Source organism: Burkholderia sp. RF4-BP95 (assembly GCF_001521985.1).
In the GTDB taxonomy this organism is placed as follows: domain Bacteria; phylum Pseudomonadota; class Gammaproteobacteria; order Burkholderiales; family Burkholderiaceae; genus Burkholderia; species Burkholderia diffusa.
Window position 1 is genome coordinate 836,811 of sequence record NZ_LOSX01000018.1, and the last position, 22,129, is coordinate 858,939.

15 protein-coding genes are annotated in these 22,129 nt (G+C 62.2%); 14 read left to right on the plus strand and 1 reads right to left on the minus strand.

The genetic code is table 11. The features are described from left to right. Window positions 1-3: 3 nt before the first annotated feature. From tssH to WS46_RS33565, 5 genes are read left to right on the plus strand one after another with little or no spacing between them, the layout of a single operon-like run. Window positions 4-2,676, plus strand: a complete 2,673-nt coding sequence (gene tssH / locus WS46_RS08350) for a type VI secretion system ATPase TssH (RefSeq protein ID WP_059690094.1) — start codon at window positions 4-6, stop codon at window positions 2,674-2,676. Next, a complete protein-coding gene (gene tssI / locus WS46_RS08355) occupies window positions 2,673-4,877 on the plus strand; it encodes a type VI secretion system tip protein VgrG (protein ID WP_059690095.1) in 2,205 nt (734 codons plus the stop codon). The genes tssH and tssI overlap by 4 nt, the downstream gene beginning before the upstream one ends. Before the next feature lie 15 nt (window positions 4,878-4,892). Continuing rightward, on the plus strand, window positions 4,893-6,158 hold the full coding sequence (locus tag WS46_RS08360; protein WP_059690096.1) for a hypothetical protein: 1,266 nt from the start codon (window positions 4,893-4,895) through the stop codon (window positions 6,156-6,158). A 21-nt stretch (window positions 6,159-6,179) separates the two neighbouring features. Then, on the plus strand, window positions 6,180-10,793 hold the full coding sequence (locus tag WS46_RS08365; protein WP_082725273.1) for an RHS repeat-associated core domain-containing protein: 4,614 nt from the start codon (window positions 6,180-6,182) through the stop codon (window positions 10,791-10,793). Next, on the plus strand, window positions 10,794-11,117 hold the full coding sequence (locus WS46_RS33565) for a hypothetical protein (RefSeq protein ID WP_082725274.1): 324 nt from the start codon (window positions 10,794-10,796) through the stop codon (window positions 11,115-11,117). A 967-nt stretch (window positions 11,118-12,084) separates the two neighbouring features. On the opposite strand, the gene WS46_RS33570 is transcribed toward WS46_RS33565, so the two are convergent. Next, on the minus strand, window positions 12,085-12,435 hold the full coding sequence (locus tag WS46_RS33570; RefSeq protein WP_082725275.1) for a BON domain-containing protein: 351 nt from the start codon (window positions 12,433-12,435) through the stop codon (window positions 12,085-12,087). A gap of 417 nt (window positions 12,436-12,852) precedes the next feature. Here WS46_RS33570 and WS46_RS08370 point away from each other — a divergent pair, with 417 nt between their 5' ends. The 9 genes from WS46_RS08370 to eno all read left to right on the plus strand — a co-directional run bounded on the left by WS46_RS08370 (window position 12,853) and on the right by eno (window position 22,087). Next, window positions 12,853-13,647, plus strand: coding sequence for an SDR family NAD(P)-dependent oxidoreductase (locus WS46_RS08370; protein WP_059690098.1), 795 nt, complete (start codon window positions 12,853-12,855; stop codon window positions 13,645-13,647). Between the two features lie 202 nt (window positions 13,648-13,849). Beyond that, window positions 13,850-15,073 (plus strand): mannonate dehydratase, encoded by a 1,224-nt coding sequence (gene uxuA, locus WS46_RS08375; protein WP_059690099.1) that lies wholly within the window; start codon window positions 13,850-13,852, stop codon window positions 15,071-15,073. Between the two features lie 34 nt (window positions 15,074-15,107). Beyond that, on the plus strand, window positions 15,108-15,863 hold the full coding sequence (locus WS46_RS08380) for a GntR family transcriptional regulator (RefSeq protein ID WP_156443090.1): 756 nt from the start codon (window positions 15,108-15,110) through the stop codon (window positions 15,861-15,863). 11 nt (window positions 15,864-15,874) lie between these two features. Then, entirely contained in the window at window positions 15,875-16,978 is a 1,104-nt protein-coding gene (locus tag WS46_RS08385; protein WP_059690101.1) for a mannonate dehydratase, read from the plus strand. 175 nt (window positions 16,979-17,153) lie between these two features. After that, window positions 17,154-17,891, plus strand: coding sequence for an SDR family oxidoreductase (locus WS46_RS08390; protein WP_059690102.1), 738 nt, complete (start codon window positions 17,154-17,156; stop codon window positions 17,889-17,891). Between the two features lie 29 nt (window positions 17,892-17,920). Continuing rightward, complete coding sequence (locus WS46_RS08395) at window positions 17,921-18,823, plus strand: SMP-30/gluconolactonase/LRE family protein (RefSeq protein ID WP_059690103.1); 903 nt, start codon at window positions 17,921-17,923, stop codon at window positions 18,821-18,823. Window positions 18,824-18,938: 115 nt separating this feature from the next. Further along, window positions 18,939-19,781 carry a fumarylacetoacetate hydrolase family protein gene (locus WS46_RS08400; protein WP_059690104.1) on the plus strand — a complete coding sequence of 281 codons (843 nt, stop codon included), beginning with the start codon at window positions 18,939-18,941 and terminating at the stop codon, window positions 19,779-19,781. A gap of 1 nt (window position 19,782) precedes the next feature. Then, window positions 19,783-20,802 carry a phosphotransferase gene (locus WS46_RS08405; RefSeq protein ID WP_059690105.1) on the plus strand — a complete coding sequence of 340 codons (1,020 nt, stop codon included), beginning with the start codon at window positions 19,783-19,785 and terminating at the stop codon, window positions 20,800-20,802. Beyond that, the gene (gene eno, locus WS46_RS08410; RefSeq protein WP_059690106.1) at window positions 20,795-22,087 is read left to right on the plus strand and encodes a phosphopyruvate hydratase; all 1,293 of its coding nucleotides are present in this window, start codon (window positions 20,795-20,797) and stop codon (window positions 22,085-22,087) included. The genes WS46_RS08405 and eno overlap by 8 nt, the downstream gene beginning before the upstream one ends. Window positions 22,088-22,129: the final 42 nt, after the last annotated feature.

A 22,129-nucleotide genomic window follows, 5' to 3' on the forward strand; every position in this document is an offset into this window, starting at 1 on the left:
GTCATGTCCGATATCGGCCGCGTCAACCTGTTCGGAAAGCTCAACCCGCTCCTCTACGAAACGCTCGAGCAGGCGACCGGATTCTGCCGGCTGCGCGGCAATCCATACGTGGAGCTCGCGCACTGGATCAAGCAGCTCCTGCAGCGGCCCGACGGCGACCTGCAGCGCGTGCTGCGCCGGTTCGAGATCGACGAGGCCGCGATCGAGCGCGGCCTCGTCGCGTCGCTCGATCGGCTGCCGCGTGGCGCGGGATCGGTGTCGGACCTGTCCGTGCACATCGACGACGCGGTCGAGCGCGCGTGGGTCTATGCGACCTTGAAATACGACGCGTCGCGGATTCGCGGCGCGGTCCTGTTGCTCGCGATCCTGAAGACGCCGCAGTTGCGCAACGTGTTGTACGCGATCGCACGCGAGTTCGAGCGCATCGTGCCCGACGTGCTCGCCGACGAACTCGCATCGATCGTCGACGGTTCGCCCGAGGCGCAACCGGCTGCGCGTGCCGATCCGGGCTCGGGCACCGGCTCCGGCGACGCCGCGATGCGCGGTGCGCCAGCCGCGGAAGGCGCGGCCCTGGCGCGCTTCGCCGTCGACTTGACCGCCCGTGCGCGGGCAGGCGAGATCGACCCCGTCGTCGGGCGCGACGCCGAGATCCGCCAGATCGTCGACATCCTGCTGCGGCGCCGGCAGAACAACCCGCTGCTGGTCGGCGAGGCCGGCGTCGGCAAGACCGCCGTCGCGGAAGGCTTCGCGCTGCGCATCGCCGCCGGCGACGTGCCGCCGTCTCTACGAGACGTCGCGCTGTACCTGCTCGACATCGGGCTGCTGCAGGCCGGCGCGAGCGTGAAGGGCGAATTCGAGAGCCGCCTGCGCGGCGTGATCGACGAAGCGATGTCGTCCGAGCGGCCGACGATCCTCTTCGTCGACGAAGTCCATACGCTCGTCGGCGCGGGCGGGGCGGCCGGCACCGGCGACGCCGCGAACCTGCTGAAACCGGCGCTCGCGCGCGGCCTGCTGCGCACCATCGGCGCGACCACGTGGTCCGAGTACAAGCAGTACATCGAGAAGGATCCCGCGCTGACGCGGCGCTTCCAGCTCGTCCACGTGCTCGAACCCGAGGAGGCAGCCGCCGTGACGATGCTGCGCGGCCTCGCCGCGAAGCTCGAAGCCCACCACCGCGTGCTGGTGCTCGACGATGCGCTGCAGGCCGCCGTGACGTTGTCGCATCGGTATATTCCCGCGCGGCAGTTGCCGGACAAGGCGATCAGCCTGCTCGACACGGCCTGCGCGCGCGTTGCGGTCAGCCAGCACGCGGTGCCCGCGCCGATCGAGGATGCGCGCCGACGCATCGACGGCCTGCGCGTCGAGCGGGAACGGATCGCGCGCGAGTGCGCGCTCGGCAGCGGCGACACCGCGCGGCGCGACGCGATCGATGCCGAGCTTGCCGCCGTGCAGACGGAGCTCGATCGGCTCGATACGCGCTGGCAAGCCGAGCGCGACGCATTGGCCTCGATCGTCGAATCGCGCGCCGCGCTGCTCGACGACGCGCCGTCGCGCGCGCTCACCGGCGACGCACGCGCCGATGTCCTGTCGCGCCTCGCCGCCGCGCAGCAGGCGCTCACCGAGATGCAGGGCGACGCACCGCTCGTGCTGCCCGCCGTCGACACGCATGCGGTCGCCGCCGTCGTCGCCGACTGGACCGGCATACCGCTCGGCCGGATGGTGCGCGACGAGACGCAGGCCGTGCTCAAGCTCGCCGAGACGCTCGGCGAACGCGTCGTCGGCCAGCACCATGCGGTCGAACTGATCGCCGAACGGATTCAGACCGCACGTGCGAAGCTCGACGACCCGACCAAACCGCACGGCGTGTTCCTGCTGTGCGGGCCGTCCGGCGTCGGCAAGACCGAGACCGCGCTCGCGCTGGCCGACACGTTGTACGGCGGCGAGCGCAACGCGATCACGATCAACATGAGCGAATTCCAGGAGGCGCACACGGTATCGACGCTGAAGGGCGCGCCGCCCGGCTACGTCGGCTACGGGCAGGGCGGGGTGCTCACCGAGGCCGTGCGTCGCCGGCCGTACAGCGTCGTGCTGCTCGACGAGATCGAGAAGGCGCATCGCGACGTGCACGAGATTTTCTTCCAGGTGTTCGACAAGGGCTGGATGGAAGATGGCGAAGGGCGCGACATCGATTTCCGGCATACCGTGATTTTGCTGACGTCGAACGTCGGCGCCGATCGCGTGATGCAGCTGTGCCGCGACCCCGAGCGCCTGCCCGACATGCAGACGCTTGCCGATGCGCTGCGCGCGCCGCTGCTCGACGTGTTCCCCGCCGCGCTGCTCGGCCGGCTGACCGTCGTGCCTTACTACCCCCTGACCGATGCGACGCTCGCGCGCATCGTCGAGTTGCAGTTGCGGCGCTTCGAGAAGCGGATCGACCAACATCACGGGATCCGGCTGCGCTGCACCGATTCGGCGACCGCGCTGATCGTCGCGCGCTGCCGGACGATCGAATCCGGCGGCCGCATGGTCGACGCGATCCTCACGCATACCGTGATGCCGCGCATCGGCCGCGCGATCCTCGAGGCCACGCTCGAAGGCCGCACGCTGGCGTCGATCGAGGTGAGCGCCGCCGGCGGCGAATTCGCTTACCGGTTCGACGAGGAGGGAACGACGTGAATCGCGTATTCACACTCGACAGCCCGCACGGCGACGACCTGAAGTTCCACACGCTCGACGGCAGCGACGAACTCGGCCGCCTGTTCGAATTCCGGATCGAGGCGCTGGCTGACAGCCACAGCCTGTCGCTGAAGGACATGCTCGGCAAGCCCGTGACCGTGAGGATCGAGCAGCAGGACCTGTCGACGCGCTATCTAAACGGGATCGTCGCGCGCGCGACGCTGGCCGGCCGGCGTGCCGAGCGGCACTACGGTTACGAACTCGTCGTGCGGCCGTGGCTGTGGCTCGCGACGCGTCGCTCAGATTGCCGGATCTTCCAGAACCGCACCGTGCCCGACATCGTGCAGGAAGTGCTCGCGCCTTACGGCTTCCCCATCGAAAACAAGCTGACCGATGCGTACGTGCCGCGTGACTTCTGCGTGCAATACAACGAGACCGACACCGCGTTCGTGATGCGATTGATGGAGTTCGAGGGCATCTATTTTTATTTCCGGCACGCGGCCGACAATCACACGCTCGTGCTGTGCGACGCGATGTCGTCGCACGTCGCGTTGCCCGGCTACGAAACGATCCCGTACATCGCGCAGGATCGCACCGCGATCGCCGACGAGGAGCACATCGACGGCTGGCTGCCCGCGCAGGAAGTGAGCGTCGGCAAGCATCAGACGACCGACTACGACTATACGAAGCCGCGTGCGGATCTTTCGGCGCAGAAGGTCGATCCGCGCGGCCACGATCACGACAGCTTCGCGTCGTTCGAATGGCCGGGCGGGTATCGAGACGATGCGCCTGGTGCGCATTACAGCCGCGTGCGGCTCGAGGAGCAGCAGGCCGAACATGAGCGGGCGAGTGCTGATACCGACGTGCGCGGCGCCGCGCCGGGCTATCTGTTCACGCTTGCGCATTGCCCGCGTGCCGATCAGAACCGCGAGTACCTGATCGTGCGGTGTCGGTACCGTTTCCAGGAGAACGCGTATGCAAGCGATCAGGGCGCGGAGGCTGTGGTGCATCAGACGATGATGCTCGTGCAGCCATCGAGCCTGCCTTATCGATCGCCGCGTGAAACGCCGCGGCCGCGGACGAACGGGCCGCAGACGGCTACCGTGGTCGGGCCGCCGGGGGAGGAAATCTGGACCGATCAGTATGGGCGGGTGAAGTTGCAGTTCCGATGGGACCGATACGGGCAGAGCAATCAGGATTCGTCATGCTGGGTTCGAGTGTCGAGTCCTTGGGCCGGGGGGGGCTTCGGTGGCGTGCAGATTCCGCGTGTCGGCGATGAGGTGGTCGTCGATTTTCTCAACGGCGATCCGGATGAGCCGATCGTGACGGGGCGCGTTTACAACGGCGAGAAGATGCCGCCGTGGGGGCTGCCAGGCAGTGCGACGCAGAGCGGGTTGTTGTCGAGGTCGTCGCCGGGCGGGACCACCGAGCATGCGAATGCGTTTCGGTTCGAGGACAAGAAGGGCGCCGAGCAGCTGTGGATGCATGCCGAGCGCAATTTCGACGCGGAGACGGAGGCCGATCACACACTTTCCGTCGGGAACAACCATACGCATACCGTCGGGAACGACGAAACGATGCAGGTGAAGAACAACCGGCAACGGAGCGTCGGGAAGAACGAGACCGTGAATATTGGGCAGAACCGGGTCGCGCAGATCGGGGTGGACGAGACGCATGGGGTGGGGGGAAACCGGACGCGAACGGTCGGCAAGAACGAAACCGTGACGATCGCGGCGAATCGCGACGCGACCATTGGTGGAATGCATACCGAGACGGTTGCGAAAGCCAAGACTGAAACGATCGGCGAAGGCAAGACGCTGAATGTCGGACAGATGTATCAAACGACGTCGCAGGACATGAAGACGCTGGTTGCGTCGTCGCATACCGAGGAAATCGGTGCACGTACATCGACGATTGCCAACGCCCATACGCACACGGTCGGCGGTGAGCACACCGTCAACGTCGGCGCGAACCATACGACGAACGTGCAGCATCAGGTGCTCGTCAACGCCGGCGATCAGCTTTCGCTCGTCTGCGGGATGTCCAGCATCGTGATGAAGCGCGACGGAACGATCACGATCCAGGGTGTCAACGTCGAATCGGCTGGCACCGAAAGTCACACCGTCAACAGCAAGAAGGTGACGTCGTCTGCGTCGGTCGAGCATACGGTCGAAGGGACGATCCTGAAACTGAATCCATAACGGAGGCTCGCACGAATGCAGAACTGGCAGCCGACCAATCCGATAGAACGCAGGTTCATGGATGCGCATACGGACTGGATGAGTTTCGCAAAAGAGCCGGATGCGCGATTGATGATCTGGCAGACCGACGAGACGGATGCGGAACTCGTGCGGCTCTATTTTCAGGTTCAGGACGAGACGTCGTGTGCGGTCAGGATGATGCGCGCGTCGTTCATTAGTGAAGCGAGTTATGCGAAGGCGCTGACGGACGAACTCATTGCGTTCTATGACAGCCGGCGTGAAGGATCCGATGCGCATGGGGTGCGGGCCGATTGGCAAGCGCCGTACGACGATGACAAGGATCCGTTGCTGTATCTGTTCGCGGTTGCCGACAGCCTGATGCAGCACCATCCGGATGTTTTTCCGGCGATGGTTTTCGTGCTGGAACCGGCGAAAGTGCGGGATGACGCGGCATGGGTGCGATGGCTCGACGATTTGCTGTCGATCATTGCGGTCGCGCCGCAGCTTGGCGAGCGCGTGCGTTTTGTCGTGCCGCGTATCGATATCGCGCCGTTTGCGGCGTTGATGCAACGGCATCGTGCCGCGGTGCGGGTCGTGCACGGCAAGTACTCGATGGCGAGCGTGCCACGTGAATTGCTGGCGGAATCGGGCGAGCGCGGGCCGAGCGGAGAGTTTCGACGGCATTTCGTGTTGCTGACCGAGATGATCGAACGCGGCAATCCGACTCGGCTGGAGGAATTGCGCGCGGCTGCGCTGAAGGTCGCGGAACGCGAGCAGTGGTTCGATCAGTGCGTTGTCGTGCATCTGATTGCGGGAGCCGCGTATCTGAAGTGGCGGGATCGGGAGCAGGCGATCGATGCGTATCGGAGCGCGACCAGCAGCGGGATGCGTGCAGTTGAGGCTGGGCATCCGGCCGGACACAAGCTCATCGCGAACGGATTGTTCGGCGAGGCGAGCGTGCATTTGACGCATAAGGACTATGCGCACTCGGCTTATTGCTACGAGCGTGCGGTCGCGTCGACCACGGCGGCGAAGGATGGACTGATGACGGTCGAGGCGTGGCGGATGAGCGCCGTGTGCTGGGAGCGGGCAGGGGAGCGCGAGCATGCGCTGGAGGCCGGGTTCAATGCGCTCGATGCAGGGTTGATGATCGCCGAGCCGATGCGGGCGAACAGCAATCTGCCGATGGTCGTCGAATGGATGGTGTCGCAGCTGGGTGCTCAGGACCGGCGGCGCAACGCGTTGAGCGAGAAAGTCGCGGCGTTGCGTGGTGGGCGCTGAGCGCGAACGAGGGCTGAAATCGTGGCACTTCCGGCCGTCAAGCATCTCGATCCAGTCGTCGGCGTCGACGTTCATTCGGTGCTGGTTACCCCTGGGACACCGCCGGTGTTCCTGCCGCACCCTCATGTCGGGTTCATGCTCGATCTGCGTGAGTACGTTCAAGCGGCAAAGGCCGTGGTCGGCTGCATCGCAATGATGATCGTGCAGGAGAAGGTGACCGAATACATCGAAGATCATCCCGAAGATGTGGAGAAGCTGGCGCATCTGGCCGATGAGGCGAACCAGCAGGTCAACGACTTGATGGGTGGCGGCAAGCTGCCGGACTTCAAGGACGACCCCAACGTCGCTGAGGGGATGCGGCTGGCGAAAGAGGCCAACAAGATCAAGAACCGCATAAGCGATGATCTTGGTTCGAACGTCGGGTCGGGGGGAAGCAGCGGCAGGCCGATTTTTGTGAACGGGATGATGCGGGCCACGGCCGGGACGCATGTTTATCACGTACCGGGGTTGCATTTCCCGCTTGGAGAATCGTTTGCTCCGCCTGACAAAGTTGAACCGTCGAACGACGGGGAATCGTTCATGGGCGGCAAGACGGTGCTCGCCAACAACGATCCGATGTCGTACATGGCGCTGGAGGCGTTGAGTTGCTGGTCGGTCGGGATGGAGCCGCCTCCGCATAACAGCGCGCATACCGATCGGACTTATCCGTCGATGCCGAGTTCGGTGATGTTGCCGATTCCGGCAGGGCGGCCGGTTTTGGTGGGCGGGCCGCCGATCATGAATATGGCTGCGGCGGCGAAGGGGTTGTTCAAGGCTTTCCGCGGCTCCGGATGGGCGAAAAAGCTTGCGGACAGGTTGCACCTGAAGCCGGGGTTCTTACGCTGCGTCGTACTGGATGCGGAGCCGGTCGATTCGATCACCGGCGAGGTGGTCGTGCAGCAGCACGATTTCACGGTCGAGGGCCGCCTGCCGCTCGCATGGAACCGCCATTATGCGAGTCACGACACGCGGCGCGGAGCGATTGGCGTGGGCTGGCAGACACCGGCCGATATCCGGCTCGAACTGATCGGGCGGGCAAGTGCGGTCGGTGTCGCGGCGTATTTCCCGGATCACGCGACGGCCTTCGATGCGCTGCCTGATGCGGGTGGATGGCCGGCGCGCGTGCATGACTGGCAGCACGGCCATGCCCTGTATCGTCATGATGACCGGCTGGTTCTGCGTGCGCATGCCGGGATTGAATATGAGTTTGCATTGCCTGCGCACTGGCAGCACGTGCTGGATGGGGGCATCGAAGACGCCACCTTGACCCTGCCCGTCGGGCGGATGGCTGACCTGAACGGCAACGCATGGGTGTTCGAGCGCGGAGCGGATCGCAGCCTGACGCGCCTGACCGAGTGGAAGGGCAACATGTCGACCGGGCGCATGATCGAGTGCGAGGCCGGCATGGGCAGCGCGGCCGGACGCCATGCGAAGCTGCTTACCGCACTGACGCTCGTCGATGCCGGCGGCCGTGCGCATCCGCTTGCCGGTTACGAGCACGATGATGCCGGGAACCTGATCGCCGCCCTGGATGCGATGAGCCAGCCGCATCATTTCGCGTACGTCGACGGTCACCGGATGGTACGCCACACAAGCGCCCGCGGGGTATCGTTCCGCTACAGCCATCATCGGCACGACGACGGTTTATGGCGCGTTGATCACGCGTGGGGCGACGACGGCCTCTTTGATTACCGCTTCGTCTATGACCTCGAACATCGGGAGACGTGGATCACCGACTCGCTGGGCCACACGACGATCCTCCAGGCCAATGAGCGTGGCATGCCGGTGGCACGGGTCGACCCACTGGGCGGAGTGTGGAGTTACGGATACGACGCGCAGGCGCGCGCGAGCGCGGAAACGGACCCCGCCGGGCGCATGACTGCCTGGGAGTACGATGCGTACGGCAATCTGCTGGCTCAGACGCTGCCGGACGGGAGCGTCGTGCGTGCCGCGTACGACGCGCACGACCGACCCGTGTGCGTGGCCGCGCCGGGTGACCGGCAGTGGCGCTACGCGTGGGATGAGCGCGGCAATCTGCTCGAGCAGACAACGCCGACGCAGGCCATCATGCGCTATGAGTATGACCGGCACGGGCAACTTGTGGCGTATACGGGACCCCGCGGCGCGGTGACGCGCTTCGACTACGATCGCGACGGCAATCTTGAAGTGGTTACCGATGCATTCGGCCGCCCCACCCGGTACACGCATGATGCGCGGGCTAACATTACCCAGACCGTCAATGCGCTCGGTCAGATGAGCCGTTATGAATACGATCGCAACGGCAACCTGACGCGGGCAATCGAGCCGGGCGGGCGGGAATTCCTTTGCGGTTATGACGCCGATGGCAACCTGACGCGCTATCGCGATCCGAACGGCCAGGTCACGCAGCTCGACTATTCGCCGCTGGGGCGAATCACCAGGCGGGTGGCACCGGGCGGCAGTGCAGTCGAATACCGGTACGACTCCGAGGCGCAGCTGGTCGGCGTCGTCAATGAGCGCGGCGAGCTGTACCGGCTTGAACGTGATGCCCTGGGGCAGATCGTCGAGGAGGTCGACTACTGGGGCCAGCCGCGGCGCTACGAGTACAGTGCGGCAGGTGAGCTGCTGCGCAGCATCGATCCGCTGGGCCAGGCAATCGACTACAAAACGGATACGCTCGGCCGTCTCGTGCAAAAGCGCGTGCCGGACTCGCGCCAGCCCGACGGGATCCGCATCGAGACGTTCTCGTATGATCGCAGTGGCAACCTCGTTGTCGCGGAGAATCCGGATTGCAGGGTCGAGCTCGCGTATGACGCGCTCGGTCGCGTTGTCGAGGAAAGGCTGGGCGATGATTTCGTGATCGCCAGCGTGTATGACGCGGCGGGTAATCGGGTCGAACGCCGGACCCGACTCAACACGGGCGACGAGGCTATCACGCACACCGTTCGTTATGCGTATGACGCGCTTGATGCCGTCAGCTCGATCCAGATGGATGACGCGGCACCGATGACCTTCGAACGGGACGCGCTCGGGCAGATTCGCGTCGAGCATCTTGGGCCCGAATTGCGCCGCGAGCTGTCATACACGCCTGAGGGGTTACTGGAGAAGCAGGCACTGTTTTCCGGTACCGGCCCGCTGTTTGCCAGCGAATATGCGTATGACACCAATGGCGAGCTGATCGGGAAGCGCGATTCTCGCAGCGGTGCCGAGCGCTTCCAGTACGACCCCGTGGGGCGGCTGACCACGCACCTCGACCCCACCGGCCGGCTGCGCCGTTATCTGTACGACCCGGCGGGCGACCTTCTGAGGACACATATCTGCGAGCGCCGCGCAGCAGGCGCCGCTGGTGCGACGCAGACGGGCGAATGGGTGCGCGAAGGCGAATACGACGACTGCTATCACGTGTACGACCGCGGGGGGAACCTGGTCCACCTGCAGGACGCGGAGCAGGATCTGATTCTGCGCTGGGATGTGGCCGGGCAGCTCGCCGAAACGCTGGCAGTCCGACCAGCGCCTGCGGGCAAAGAGGAAGGCCGGGTCTCTATCCGCGCGCAATACGAATACGATGCTTTCCAGCGGCGGGTGCGCAAGGTCGTGCATGCGGCGGTGGCAAGCGGCGCGGCGCAGGGGCCACCGTCGCGCGTCAGCCGATTCTTCTGGGATGGCAATACGCTCGTGGGAGAGTATGCGAGCGGCGAGGATGGGCGCGGTCATCGCGTCCCGGGCGTTGAAGGCGGGGCGCGCCCAGCGCTACTGGTCCCATCCGCACAAGGCCACGCCGGCGTCGGGTCGTCCCCCAACCCTGGCCGTGCGTATGAGTGGGTCTATTACCCGGAAACGTTCCGGCCGCTCATCGCGGTGCATCGCGATGCTGCAGTGGGCGGGGCGTCAGTACCAACACCGTGGCGGTTGCCGGGGGAAGCGGCAGTCATGTATTTTTACCAGAACGATCCGAACGGATCGCCCGTGCGGATGCTTGATGCCAGTGGAAACATCGTATGGGAGGCGCATTACAGCGCGACGGGGAGCATGGATGGTTTTGGGGCTCGCCTGGTTGAGCAACCGCTCAGGCTGCAGGGGCAATATTTCGATGCTGAATCCAGATTGCATTACAACCGGTATCGCTATTACGATCCCGGCTCTGCCCGCTTCATTTCGCATGACCCCATCGGATTACCCGGTGGGACGAACCCCTATGAGTTTGCGCTAAACGTATTGGGTTGGGCTGACCCACTTGGTCTTGATGTTCAGGAAAACCACGAAAACGGGATGCGGCGCGAGGCGAGGCTGGAGGGGCTCCTGAAGTCGATTTTTGGGAAGGAGAATGTTCTTAAGCAAAGGCATCTGCGGGATGCTGGCGGGAAAATACTTTGTCAGATTGAGGGGGAGGTCCAGCATGCAAAAGGAACGGAAGGCTCCAGAATTCTTGATTTTGTCGTAAAGACGAAAGATGGATGGAAGGGCATTGAAGTTACGAGCGGCTCGGCAGTCAAGAGTGCTCAATCAGCCAAGGAGCAGGCAATCAGAGATGCTGGTGGCATCTTTGTACGTTATCCAAGATCGAAGAAACTGATCGAACTCTCTGACACCATTTCAAGACGGATTAATATTGAATAAATGGATACGCTAAGATACAGCTACCCTGCCATGCTTGAACGTAGCAAGAATCTATCCTACAGGAAGCAGGTGGAAAAAATAACGCATGTGCTGATGCGGTTTTTAAAGGAGAATGATCTTATCAAGATTGATCCATTTGATGCAGATGGATCGATAAAACCCGATCTCGTGATTCGCAAATCCAATCTGACTGAAATTGGAAATTCAATATTTATTGAATATTTCCCCAAGTGGTCTCGTCAGATAGATCGTGGCGGGGATGCGGAAAATGTCGCAATTCTGCAAAAAGGGTTGATGAAGCTGAGAGAAGAAAACTGTCCCTAATCTCGATGACAGGTGGTATTTGACTAAAGATCGCGTGCCGTGCCTGCTCGTGCGTCGCAAAGTGTTCGCGCATGAGCAGTTCCGCTTCGAGCGTGCCATGATGGTTCGGGTTCGTGCCTGATTATTCAGGAGTACAGCGCATCTATTTCGCGTATCGACTTCTGTCGCACCCTGGAAGAGCGGGTGCGTGTCATGTTGCCGGATCAGTTCGCGCAGGCGTGGATAGGGGTGCCTTTGATTCCCGTGCATTCTTCCGGTTAGACGCCTTTAGGCGTGGTAAGGCTCTCCCTTGCGGCCCCGAATAATTATTCCGACAAAACAATGAGTTAGTGTCTACCATTCAGCGCAGGCAGCGCCACCTTGCCAAATTTGCGCCCTTGCCGATCACATGCAGCCATTGATCCTCGACGTTGCAATGTGCAGGCGCTGGTAACTTGGCGCCGGTCACTCGTAGAGTTGACTTAGGGATGCTTGAGCCGTATGCAGGGAAACTCGCACGCACGGTTCTTAGGGAAGGCTGCTTCGGCGACGCCGTGGCCTCCCCGCTCACAAGACTATCCCTTATCTTAGGAAAGCCCTTGTGTCCTCAGATACGTAGGGCCACCCCAATCGCTTCGAGAAGCTTCGCAAAACCAGGGTGGGTACGACTCTCAGCGGATGCGGGCTGAATCGCGGCCGACCCTCGCGCAGCTCGGCGCAGATTTGGGAACTTGCTTGCTGCTGTCGCGTTTGTGTCCTGCAATTGTCGGCACCAGGAATGGCGCCTTGGAAAATCAGGGCTGGTGGCGACGAGGCGAATGTTTGTCGGTTCGGTCTGATCCGAGCGTCGGTGGGTATCACGATGCTCGTCTCGACTGGACTCGAATCGACGCCTTTTACTCCACATGCAGTGTTAGACGCCTTGTGCCGCAAGGATGGCATTCGCCCGAAGTGTCGCGGCTTGCAGATACCTTCGAAATTTCGGGAATCAGGAGCCCCTGCCGGATGCCCTAACTGCAAGGTGGTTGATGACATCCTTGACGCCGTCCACGCTTGCCGCAAGTTGCGTTGCGCGATCGATTTGCCGTTGATCCGTCGCACTGCCCGACAGCGTTACCGTGCCGGAATGAGCGGTGACGGACATCCGCGATACGTTCATGCCGTTCGCATTGCCGAGCGCCCGGCGTACTTCCGTTGCGACATGGCGACCCGAAGTGGACTGCACGCCAGATTGCGAGTCGATACCCTGGGCACCAGCATTCGACGGCCCCAACGCGTAAGCCGCTTGGGTCAGCGACAGTACGATCAGGATTGTCGCTCCGCTACGTTTCACGATCATTTTGTTCTCCTGTAGATCCCGCCATTTGCGGGGCGTGCCCGACGCGATGGATGAAGCCGCCAGAGCGCAAGCGGGATATCGATCCGCTCGGAGGTATATACGGCCGCCTCTTTCGAACCCGGAGGCAACGATTGCGCATTCCAAGCCGCGTTGTTCCCGGCCGGTGAGTCATCGATTGGGCACGAGTCGACGCGGACTCGGGAACACGCAAGCATCTTGGCACAAGTCGGCAGAGCGTGTGTCGGAGCCCGGTGGGCAAGGATTTCGAGGATCTCGTGGTCGGCTTGGAGCGGGGCGCGCCGCGCCCTGGACAAGGCTGGCTTGACCATCGGAGGAAAGTCATCTAGCATACTGAGGTACTAGTATGTTTGTGGTGCAATTCGTTGACGCCATTACCAGTAGATATAGGGGACAAATGTGAATACGGTATCGGTAGTCGAGCAGGAATTTGCCGGAAAGGTGGCGATCGTTGTTGGCGGATCGAGCGGGATCGGATTGCATGCGGCGCTCTTGCTGGCGCAACGCGGTGCCGATGTCACGATACTTGCCGATCGCGGTGTCGACGAGGCGGTGGCGTTGGCCGCCAGTCGGCATGTCCGGCTTGAAGGTGTGACCGGCGATGCATCGTCGTCGGCCGTCATGAAGCAGGCGATCGATCGCCTCGCGGCAGAGCGCGGCGGACTGCATATCGCGGTCCATACCGCGTGCATACATCCTTACGGCAACGCCGGCGACACGTCGGAAGAGGTGTGGGACCGGGTGATGGCCGTCAATCTCAAGAGCGCATTTCTGCTGGCGCACCATTCGCTACCGCACATGCTCCGGCAACGCGATGGCGCAATAGTCAACGTGTCGTCGATCCAGGGTTCCGGCTGCCAGCGGGACGTTTCGGCCTACTCCACGAGCAAGGCGGCGCTGCTCGGCTTCACGCGTACCCTGGCCGTCGATTATTCGTCGATGGGCATTCGTGCCAATAGCGTCAGCCCCGGTTCGATTCGAACGCCGCTGCTTGATGTGTCGGTCGACAAATTTGCACCGGGACAAGACAAGGAACAAGTATTTGCGCACTGGGGGGAGAGCGTTCCTGCCGGGCGAATTGGCGAGCCGGAAGAGGTCGCGGAGGTGATCGCGTTCGCAGCGAGCACTCGTGCGAGCTATTGTTCGGGAAGCGAGTTCGTCGTGGACGGCGCGCTTAGTATCAAGTTCAACTGAATCGTGAAAATGACGTCGCTGATTTAATTTCGATTACTGATCGTAATGGCGAGGAGCGGCGCAACCGGTTTCGATGACCAAGCGTTGTCCGGATGCGGTGCGGGGTATTCCATCGCACCGCATCCAGAGCGGTAGATTTCGTCGTCGAGTGCGGATCTCCGGTTACAGACGCTTGTTTATCCAATTTCAAAATGGAGAAAGTATGCTGCAGAGTTGGCGATGGTTCGGCCCCTCCGATCCGATATCCCTTCGTGAAGTGCGCCAGGCCGGCGTGAGCAATATTGTCACGTCGCTGCATCACATTCCTTGTGGCGAACCCTGGCCCGAAGAGGAAATCCACAAGCGGATTCGAGAAGTCGAATGGGACGCTCGCGGCGACAGGCCGAGCGGTTTGCACTGGGGTGTCGTGGAAAGTCTGCCGATTCACGAGGATATCAAGACGCGCACCGGCGCCTATCGGCACTACATCGATGTTTACAAGCAGAATATCCGGCGGCTCGGCGCGGCAGGCGTTCGAACCATCTGTTACAACTTCATCCCGGTTCTGGACTGGGCGCGCACCGATCTCAATATCGAGCAGCCGGACGGCAGCACGATTTCAGGATGCAATATCGACGCGTTCGTTGCGTTCGATCTCCATATCCTGCGACGGCCTGGTGCCGAGAATGACTATCCCGCCTGGATGCTGGGGTCGGCCGCGCAATTTTACGCAGGCCTGTCCGACGATGCGCGTGATGAGCTGCGCGATGCAATTCTGCTCGGCTTGCCGGGCACCGTAGACGATTTGACGCTGGACGAATTCCTGCGTCGTCTTAAGCGTTACGACGGCATCGACGCGAACCAGTTGAGACAGAATCTGTACGCGTTTCTCAATGAGATCATGCCGGTGTGCGAGGAATCGGGCGTCAGGATGTGCATCCATCCCGACGATCCTGCCTATTCCGTGTTCGGCGTGCCGCGCGTCATGAGCCGAAGCGAAGATATTGTGGAACTGTTCGCGTCCGTGCCATCCATGCATTCCGGCCTGACGATGTGCACCGGCTCGTTCGGCAGCTGCATCGACAACAATCCTGCGGAAATGCTGGAGCGTTTCGCCGAGCGTGTGTATTTCGTGCACTTCCGGAACGTGACGCATGTGCAGGGCAAGGAGGGCTCATTCTACGAGTCGAACCATCTGTTCGGATCTGTCGACATGCCTCGGGCAATGAAGGCGCTGATCAGCGAAGAGGAGCGTCGCAATGCTGCCGGCGTCGAGCATTGGGCGATTCCGGTTCGGCCGGACCATGGTAAGTTGATGGATGGAGACAGGGATAGTGGCGCCTATCCCGGATACTCGAGAACAGGCCGGATGATCGGCTTGGCCGAGTTGCGGGGGCTGGAAGTCGGGATTCGCTTCTCGATGGGGTTGGACATAGTCGATAAATAGTCGATACGAGTGTATTTGAGCGATAGGTGAATCGGTGAAGAGTTTTGCAACTGCACCCAAACGGGCGGATCAACTGGAGCAGGTTCGCGTCTTGACGGAGGCGCTCGACGGTGCCTCGATCGAGGTTGCGCTGCCTTATACGCCGCAGATCGTCGGAATTCTGCGCAAGGCGATCATCAGTCTGAAATTGATGCCGAGAACGCCGATTTCCGAAGCGGCGATCGCAAAGGTTCTCGGACTGAGCCGGACGCCCGTGCGAGAAGCGCTGAAGGACCTGTCCGATCAGAACCTGGTCGACATCTTCCCTCAGGCGGGTACGGTTGTCGCGCCGATTCGCTTGTCCTTGATCGCGAACGACAATTTCGTTCGCCATGCACTTGAGCGGGCAAACCTGATGGATCTCGCCGGCACGCTCACGGAAGAAGGCAAGAAGAAAATTCGCAGGGAGCTGGCGCTCCAGGAGGAGGCACTCGAGCAGGGCCGGATTGCAGAGTTCTTCGAGCACGACGAGGCGATGCATCGCTTGTTCTTCGAATTGACTGGCCGGCTCCCCGTATGGGAGATCGTTCAGCATTCCAAGCAGCACCTCGATCGTGCGCGGCTTCTGTTGATCGCGAACAATACGGCCCTTTGCAGCAAGGCCTATGCGGAGCACGTGGCGCTGACGAACGCGCTTTTCGTCGGAGATCGTGCGAAGCTGGACGACGCGCTTGGAACTCACCTGACCGGCATTCGCGACTTTCTTCTCCAGCGTATCGATAGCGACTGTTCCGACTTCGTGATCGAGTAGAAAGGAAGGACATGAAAATTGGACTTGGGCTGTACCGGAATTCCCTGACCGACCGTAACTATGCATTCGCGAAACAGGCTGGCGCCACGCATATCGTTGCCCACTTGACCGACTACTTCAGCGATGCGAACCCGGAGATATCGAGCGGGGGAGACGACGGTTGGGGCACGAGTACCGATGCGTGCCCATGGAACGAAGCCGAATTGAAGGCGCTGGTTGGCGACATCCGTCTTCACGGTCTCGAACTTGCCGCGATCGAGAACTTCAATCCCGCGCAATGGCACGACATTTTGCTTGATGGCCCGCGGCGGGATGCGCAAATCGAAGTGGTGAAGCAATCGATCCGTGCGGCCGGCAACGCCGGCATTCCGACCATCGGCTACAACTTCAGTGTCGCAGGCGTCTGGGGATGGTCGCGCGGGCCCTATGCGCGAGGCGGCGCGATGTCGGTCGGATTCGACGCGTCCGCAGTGGATCTGTCCGAGCCGATTCCGGACGGCATGGTCTGGAACATGCGATATCGCGCGCGCCGCAGCGACGGTGTCGTGGGCGAGGTATCGAGCGACGAACTGTGGGAACGGCTTCGCTGGTTCCTCGAGCGCGTGCTGCCGGTTGCGCAAGAGTGTGGCGTCGCGCTTGCGCTGCATCCGGACGATCCTCCGGTCGACGCGATGCGCGGCTGCGCGCGGCTTGTCAATCGCCCGGAGAAATACAGCCGGCTCGTCGAGATTTCGCCGTCGCGTTCGAACCAGATCGAACTGTGTCTCGGCAGCATACAGGAGATGCCGGCGAGCGAAATGGATGTGTATCAGGCCGTGGCCAGGTACGTCCGCGAAGGGCGTGTCGGCTACATCCACTTCCGCAATGTCAAGGGCAAGGTGCCGGCTTATCGGGAAGTCTTTGTCGACGAGGGCGACATCGACATGGCACGGATCGTCGCGATCTTGAAGGACAACGACTACCAGGGCGTGTTGATCCCCGATCATACGCCGGCGCTCGAGTGCGACGCTTCCTGGCACGCGGGGATGGCCTATGCGCTCGGCTATATGCGTGCACTGGTCCAGTTGGCGGAGAGGGGGCGGCTCTCCTTTGCGGGTGAGGCCGGGTTGCGGTGAAATTCGTTTGTCGGCAACGTTGAAAGCGTACTTCCGGATTCCGGCTGTCGCGGCGAAGCGATGAACGGGGCGGCGGCTTCGAGGACATATCTGCACCGGGGGCGGAAAACAAGACCAATGTGAAGGACGCGCTGATGCCGGGCCGATTCTTTATAAAATCATTAAGGAGTACATCATGAGTGGGAGATTGACCGGAAAGCGGATCGTGGTCACTGCGGCCGCCAATGGTATCGGGAAGGCTGCTGCGCTGGCCTTTGCCGACGAAGGTGCAAGGGTGTGGGCATGCGATATCGACGCCGATGCGCTGGAAACGCTCGATCATCCAGCTATCGAACGGCACGTGCTGGATGTGTGCGACCGCGTTGCGATCGACCGATTCGTGAGTGAAGCAGGGCGAATCGACGTGCTTTTCAATTGCGCAGGGATCGTGCACCAGGGCACGGTGCTCGAGTGCGATGAAGTCGAATGGCAGCGCTCGATGGAGATCAATGTGTCGAGCATGCATCGCCTGATTCAGGCGGTGCTGCCGGGCATGCTCGTCTCGGGCGGGGGCAGCATCATCAATATGTCGTCCGTGGCATCGAGCGTGAAGGGCTTTCCGAACCGTTATGCATACGGTGCGAGCAAAGCCGCGGTCATCGGCATGACGAAAGCGGTCGCTGCCGATTTTGTCAAGCGCAACGTTCGTTGCAACGCGGTATGTCCCGGTACGGTCGAAACGCCGTCGTTGCTGGCGCGGATCGCGAGCGCGGAGGATCCGGCCCAGGCGCTCAAGGACTTCGTCGCCCGGCAGCCCATGGGTCGCATGGCGACCGTCGACGACGTGACGCCGATGCTCGTGTATCTGGCGAGCGACGAGTCGACCTTCGTGACAGGCCAGGCTTTGTGTATCGACGGCGGTATTTCGATTTGATCGATTTTCCCGCGAAGCAGGGAGGCAGTATGAACTTGTTCGAACCATATTGCGTCGCAGCGACGGGGGACGTGGTGGGTGAAGGTGCGGTGTGGTCCGAGGCGGAAAGGGCCGTGTACTGGACCGACGTGTGCCGCTACCTGATTCACCGCTATGACGAGGCCGATCGCTCGGTGCGTACCTGGTTGTTCGACGAACCGGTGGTCGCGCTGAGCTTGAGCGACGAGCCAGGCAGATGGCTCGTCGCGCTCGGATCGAAACTGATCTGGTGGTGGCCTGAAGATGACCGGCGCGTGGATCATGGATTCGTGCTGCACGGTTATCCGCACTTGCGCCTGAACGACGGTCGAGCCGATCCGCTTGGCAATTTCTGGGTCGGCTCGATGCGTAACAACATCTTGCCGAATGGCGAGCAGGGTGAAGCGGGCGGTGCGGAAGGTGTGATGCTCCGGATCGATCCGGACGGCGATGTCACCACTCATATTGCGGGGCTCGGTATCGCCAATACGCTGTGCTGGAACGGCGAAAAGACAGCGTTCTATACGGCAGACACGCTGGCGAACGTGGTGTGGGCTTACGCATTCGACCCGGTCCGCGCGTCGATAGGATCCCGCCGTGAACATCTGAAAGATTTCGCGCGGGGCGTTCCGGACGGATCGACTATCGATTCGGAAGGATTCCTGTGGAACTGCCGGTTCTTTGGTGGATGCGTCGTGCGTGTCGCATCGGACGGAACGATCGACAAGGTCGTGGAAATGCCGGTGAAGAACATTACGACGGCGACGTTTGGCGGACCGGATCTGAAACGACTGTACGTGACTTCGGCATCTGCGTTGAAGGAGCCTGGCGAGCGTCTGGCCGGCTCGCTCTGGGCAGTCGAATGCGACGTCGCGGGATTGCCGGAGAACCGGGTTCGGGTCGAATCCGCCTGAGCGTCATCGATTCTCGTATCGCATCGGTCGATCCGACTTGCGGCAGCTTCGCGCCTGCTTCGGTCGATGCGGGTTGTCGTGACATATGGGGTTGTATTTACATGAGGAACTGGACATGAAGTTGTTGCGTTACGGCGAACGCGGACAGGAGAAACCTGGCTGCATGGATTCGGCCGGACGAATTCGCGATCTCAGCGCGTTCGTGCCGGATATCGACGGCAAGGCCCTGGTGCACGACGCGCTCGACAGGCTGCGCAATCTCGACACGGAGATGCTTCCGATCGTTGATGGGACGCCGCGGATCGGCCCGTGCGTTGGCGGGATCGGAAAATTCATCTGTATCGGACTCAACTACGCGGATCACGCGGCGGAGGCTGGCTTGCCGATTCCGTCCGAGCCGATCGTTTTCAACAAATGGCTCAGCGCGGTGAGCGGGCCGTATGACGAGGTCGTTCGGCCGCGAGGCGCGGAAAAGGTCGATTGGGAGGTGGAGCTGGGTGTCGTGATCGGCCGTGGCGGCGCCTATATCGACGAGGCGGACGCCATGCGTCACGTGGCGGGTTATTGCGTTGTCAACGATGTGTCGGAACGCGCGTACCAGATGGAGCGCGGCGGAACGTGGGACAAGGGAAAGGGTTGCGACACGTTCGGTCCGCTCGGCCCGTGGCTGGTGACGGCCGATGACATTCCCGATCCGGGCAACCTCGATATGTGGCTCGAAGTCGACGGCCAGCGACATCAGAACGGCAATACCCGGACGATGATTTTTTCGGTTCCGTTCATTGTCTCGTATCTGAGCCAGTTCATGAGCCTGCAGCCGGGCGACGTCATTGCGACTGGCACGCCTCCGGGCGTGGGGGCCGGCATGAAGCCGCCCACCTTTCTGCAAACCGGACAGGTGATGCGCCTCGGCATCGCGGGACTGGGCGAGCAACAGCAACGCCTCGTGGAGCGTTGACATGGTGCACGAAACCGACCGAGAGGTTTGCGCCGATCTGTATGAGCCGTTGCTGCGGATGGGATTGCTGCGGCCGGGCGAGACGATCGCGCTTGCGCCGCTGACGGGCGGCGTGTCGTCCGACATATTGCTTGCAACGACGCCGACGCGGAAGTTCTGCATCAAACGGGCGTTGACCCGATTGAAGGTGACGGAAGTCTGGGAGGCGCCGGTCGGGCGCAACGCAGCCGAAGCGGACTGGCTGTCGCTGGTTGGCGGGTGGTTGCCGGAGAACGTACCGGCCGTGCTCGGCGAGGCGCGCGCGGAAGGGCTGTTCGCGATGACGTATCTGTCGCCGGACGCGCATCCGGTCTGGAAGGCTCGCTTGAAAGACGGGGAAATCGACCCATCGTTCGCATCGCGTGTCGGCGAAGTGCTGGGGAAAATTCATGCGCTGAGTGCGGGCGATCGCGACATTGCGCGCACGTTCGCCAACGACCGGACATTCGAACTGATTCGCCTCGATCCGTATTTCCGATTCACCGCGACGAAGTATCCGCGGCTCGCCGACCGGTTGGGGGAGTTGGCGGATCGGACACTCGCGACCAAGGTCGCGCTCGTGCATGGGGACGTCAGCCCGAAGAACATTCTGTGCGGCACGGCCGGGCCCGTCTTCATCGATGCGGAATGCGCATGGTATGGCGATCCGGCATTCGATCTCGCTTTCTGTCTGACTCATCTGCTTCTGAAGGCGGTGTGGCAACCGCAGTGGGCGGGCGACTATGCGCGCTGCTACTCGGCATTGGCGCGGGCGTATCTGGCGGGTGTGAATTGGGAGCACGTGGACGCACTCGATGCGCGGTGCGCGACGCTGATACCGGCGCTGTTGCTCGCGCGAATCGACGGCAAGTCCCCCGTGGAATACCTGGGCGACCAGGGTCAGATGAATTTCGTCAGACGACGGGCGACTGCGCTGATTGCCGATCCGGGGCGATCCGTCACCGAACTTGGCGAATACTGGCAGAGAAAAGATCATGAATGAGACAACGATTGTTCAGGTTCACGCTCGACGAATCTGGGATTCGCGAGGCCGCCCGACCGTCGAGGCCGAGGTGGAACTCGCCGACGGCAGCACCGGTCGCGGCATCGCACCGGCCGGTGCGTCGCGCGGCAAATTCGAGGCCATCGACTTGCGCGACGGTGGCGACCGATTCGGCGGGCTCGACGTACAACTGGCGATCGGCGCGATTCGGCGCGAAATTGCGCCGAAGTTGATCGGCATGGATTCGCGCGATCAGGCGGCAATCGACGACGCGATGATCGAACTCGACGGGACGCCGAACAAATCGCGGCTGGGCGGCAATGCCATCGTTGCCGTTTCGCTTGCCGTCGCGCACGGTTCTGCGATGCATGCAGGGATGCCGTTGTGGCGCTATCTGTCGCAAGGACGGCCGGTGCGCCTGCCGCTGCCCGAAATCCAGATCTTCGGCGGCGGCGCTCACGCGGGGCGTCGCATCGACATTCAGGACCTGATGATCGTCGCACCCGCGGCCCGCTCGTTTGCGCAGGCGCTCGAAATGACGGCCGAGGTTTACGACGCGGCGGGCAAACTGCTTCGGGCCCGCGGGCGCCAGGCGGGCGTGGCGGACGAAGGAGGGCATTGGCCGGCGTTCGACAGTAACGAGGAAGCACTGGAGATGTTGGTGAAATCGATCGAGGCGGCGGGTTTCGTACCCGGCAGCGACGTGGCGATTTCGCTCGATATTGCTGCTTCCGAGTTCGGAAAGAGCGGCAGGTACAGGCTGGGCCTCGAGAAGCGAGAGCTGGACAGCGACGGACTGTGCGAACTGATGATCGACTGGTGCACGCGCTATCCGATCGTGTCGATCGAGGATCCGCTCGGGGAGGACGATCCGGAAGGGCTCAAGCGTTTCACTGCGGCAGTCGGGGATCGGGTTCAGGTGATCGGCGACGACTATCTCGTGACGCGTCGTGATCGCGTTATCGAGGCGGCACGAGAGGCGGCGGTCAACGCGGTCTTGATCAAGGTCAACCAGGTGGGCACCGTGTCCGAAGCGAATCTTGCGCTTCAAGCCGGCAAACTGGCCGGCTTCGGCACCATCGTTTCGGCGCGCTCCGGCGAAACGGAGGATACGTCGATCGTCGATCTGGCGGTCGGCTGGGATGCCGGGCAGATCAAGGTCGGATCGTTCAGTCGTTCCGAGCGGATGGCGAAATGGAACGCGCTCGTCCGGATCGAAGAGCAGCTGGGCATGCAAGCCAGCTACGCGGGCGCAAGCGTCCTGCCGGCGTTTGCACGGAAATAGCCACCACGGGCGCGACACCGCGCGCTGACGCTCCATTAGTCA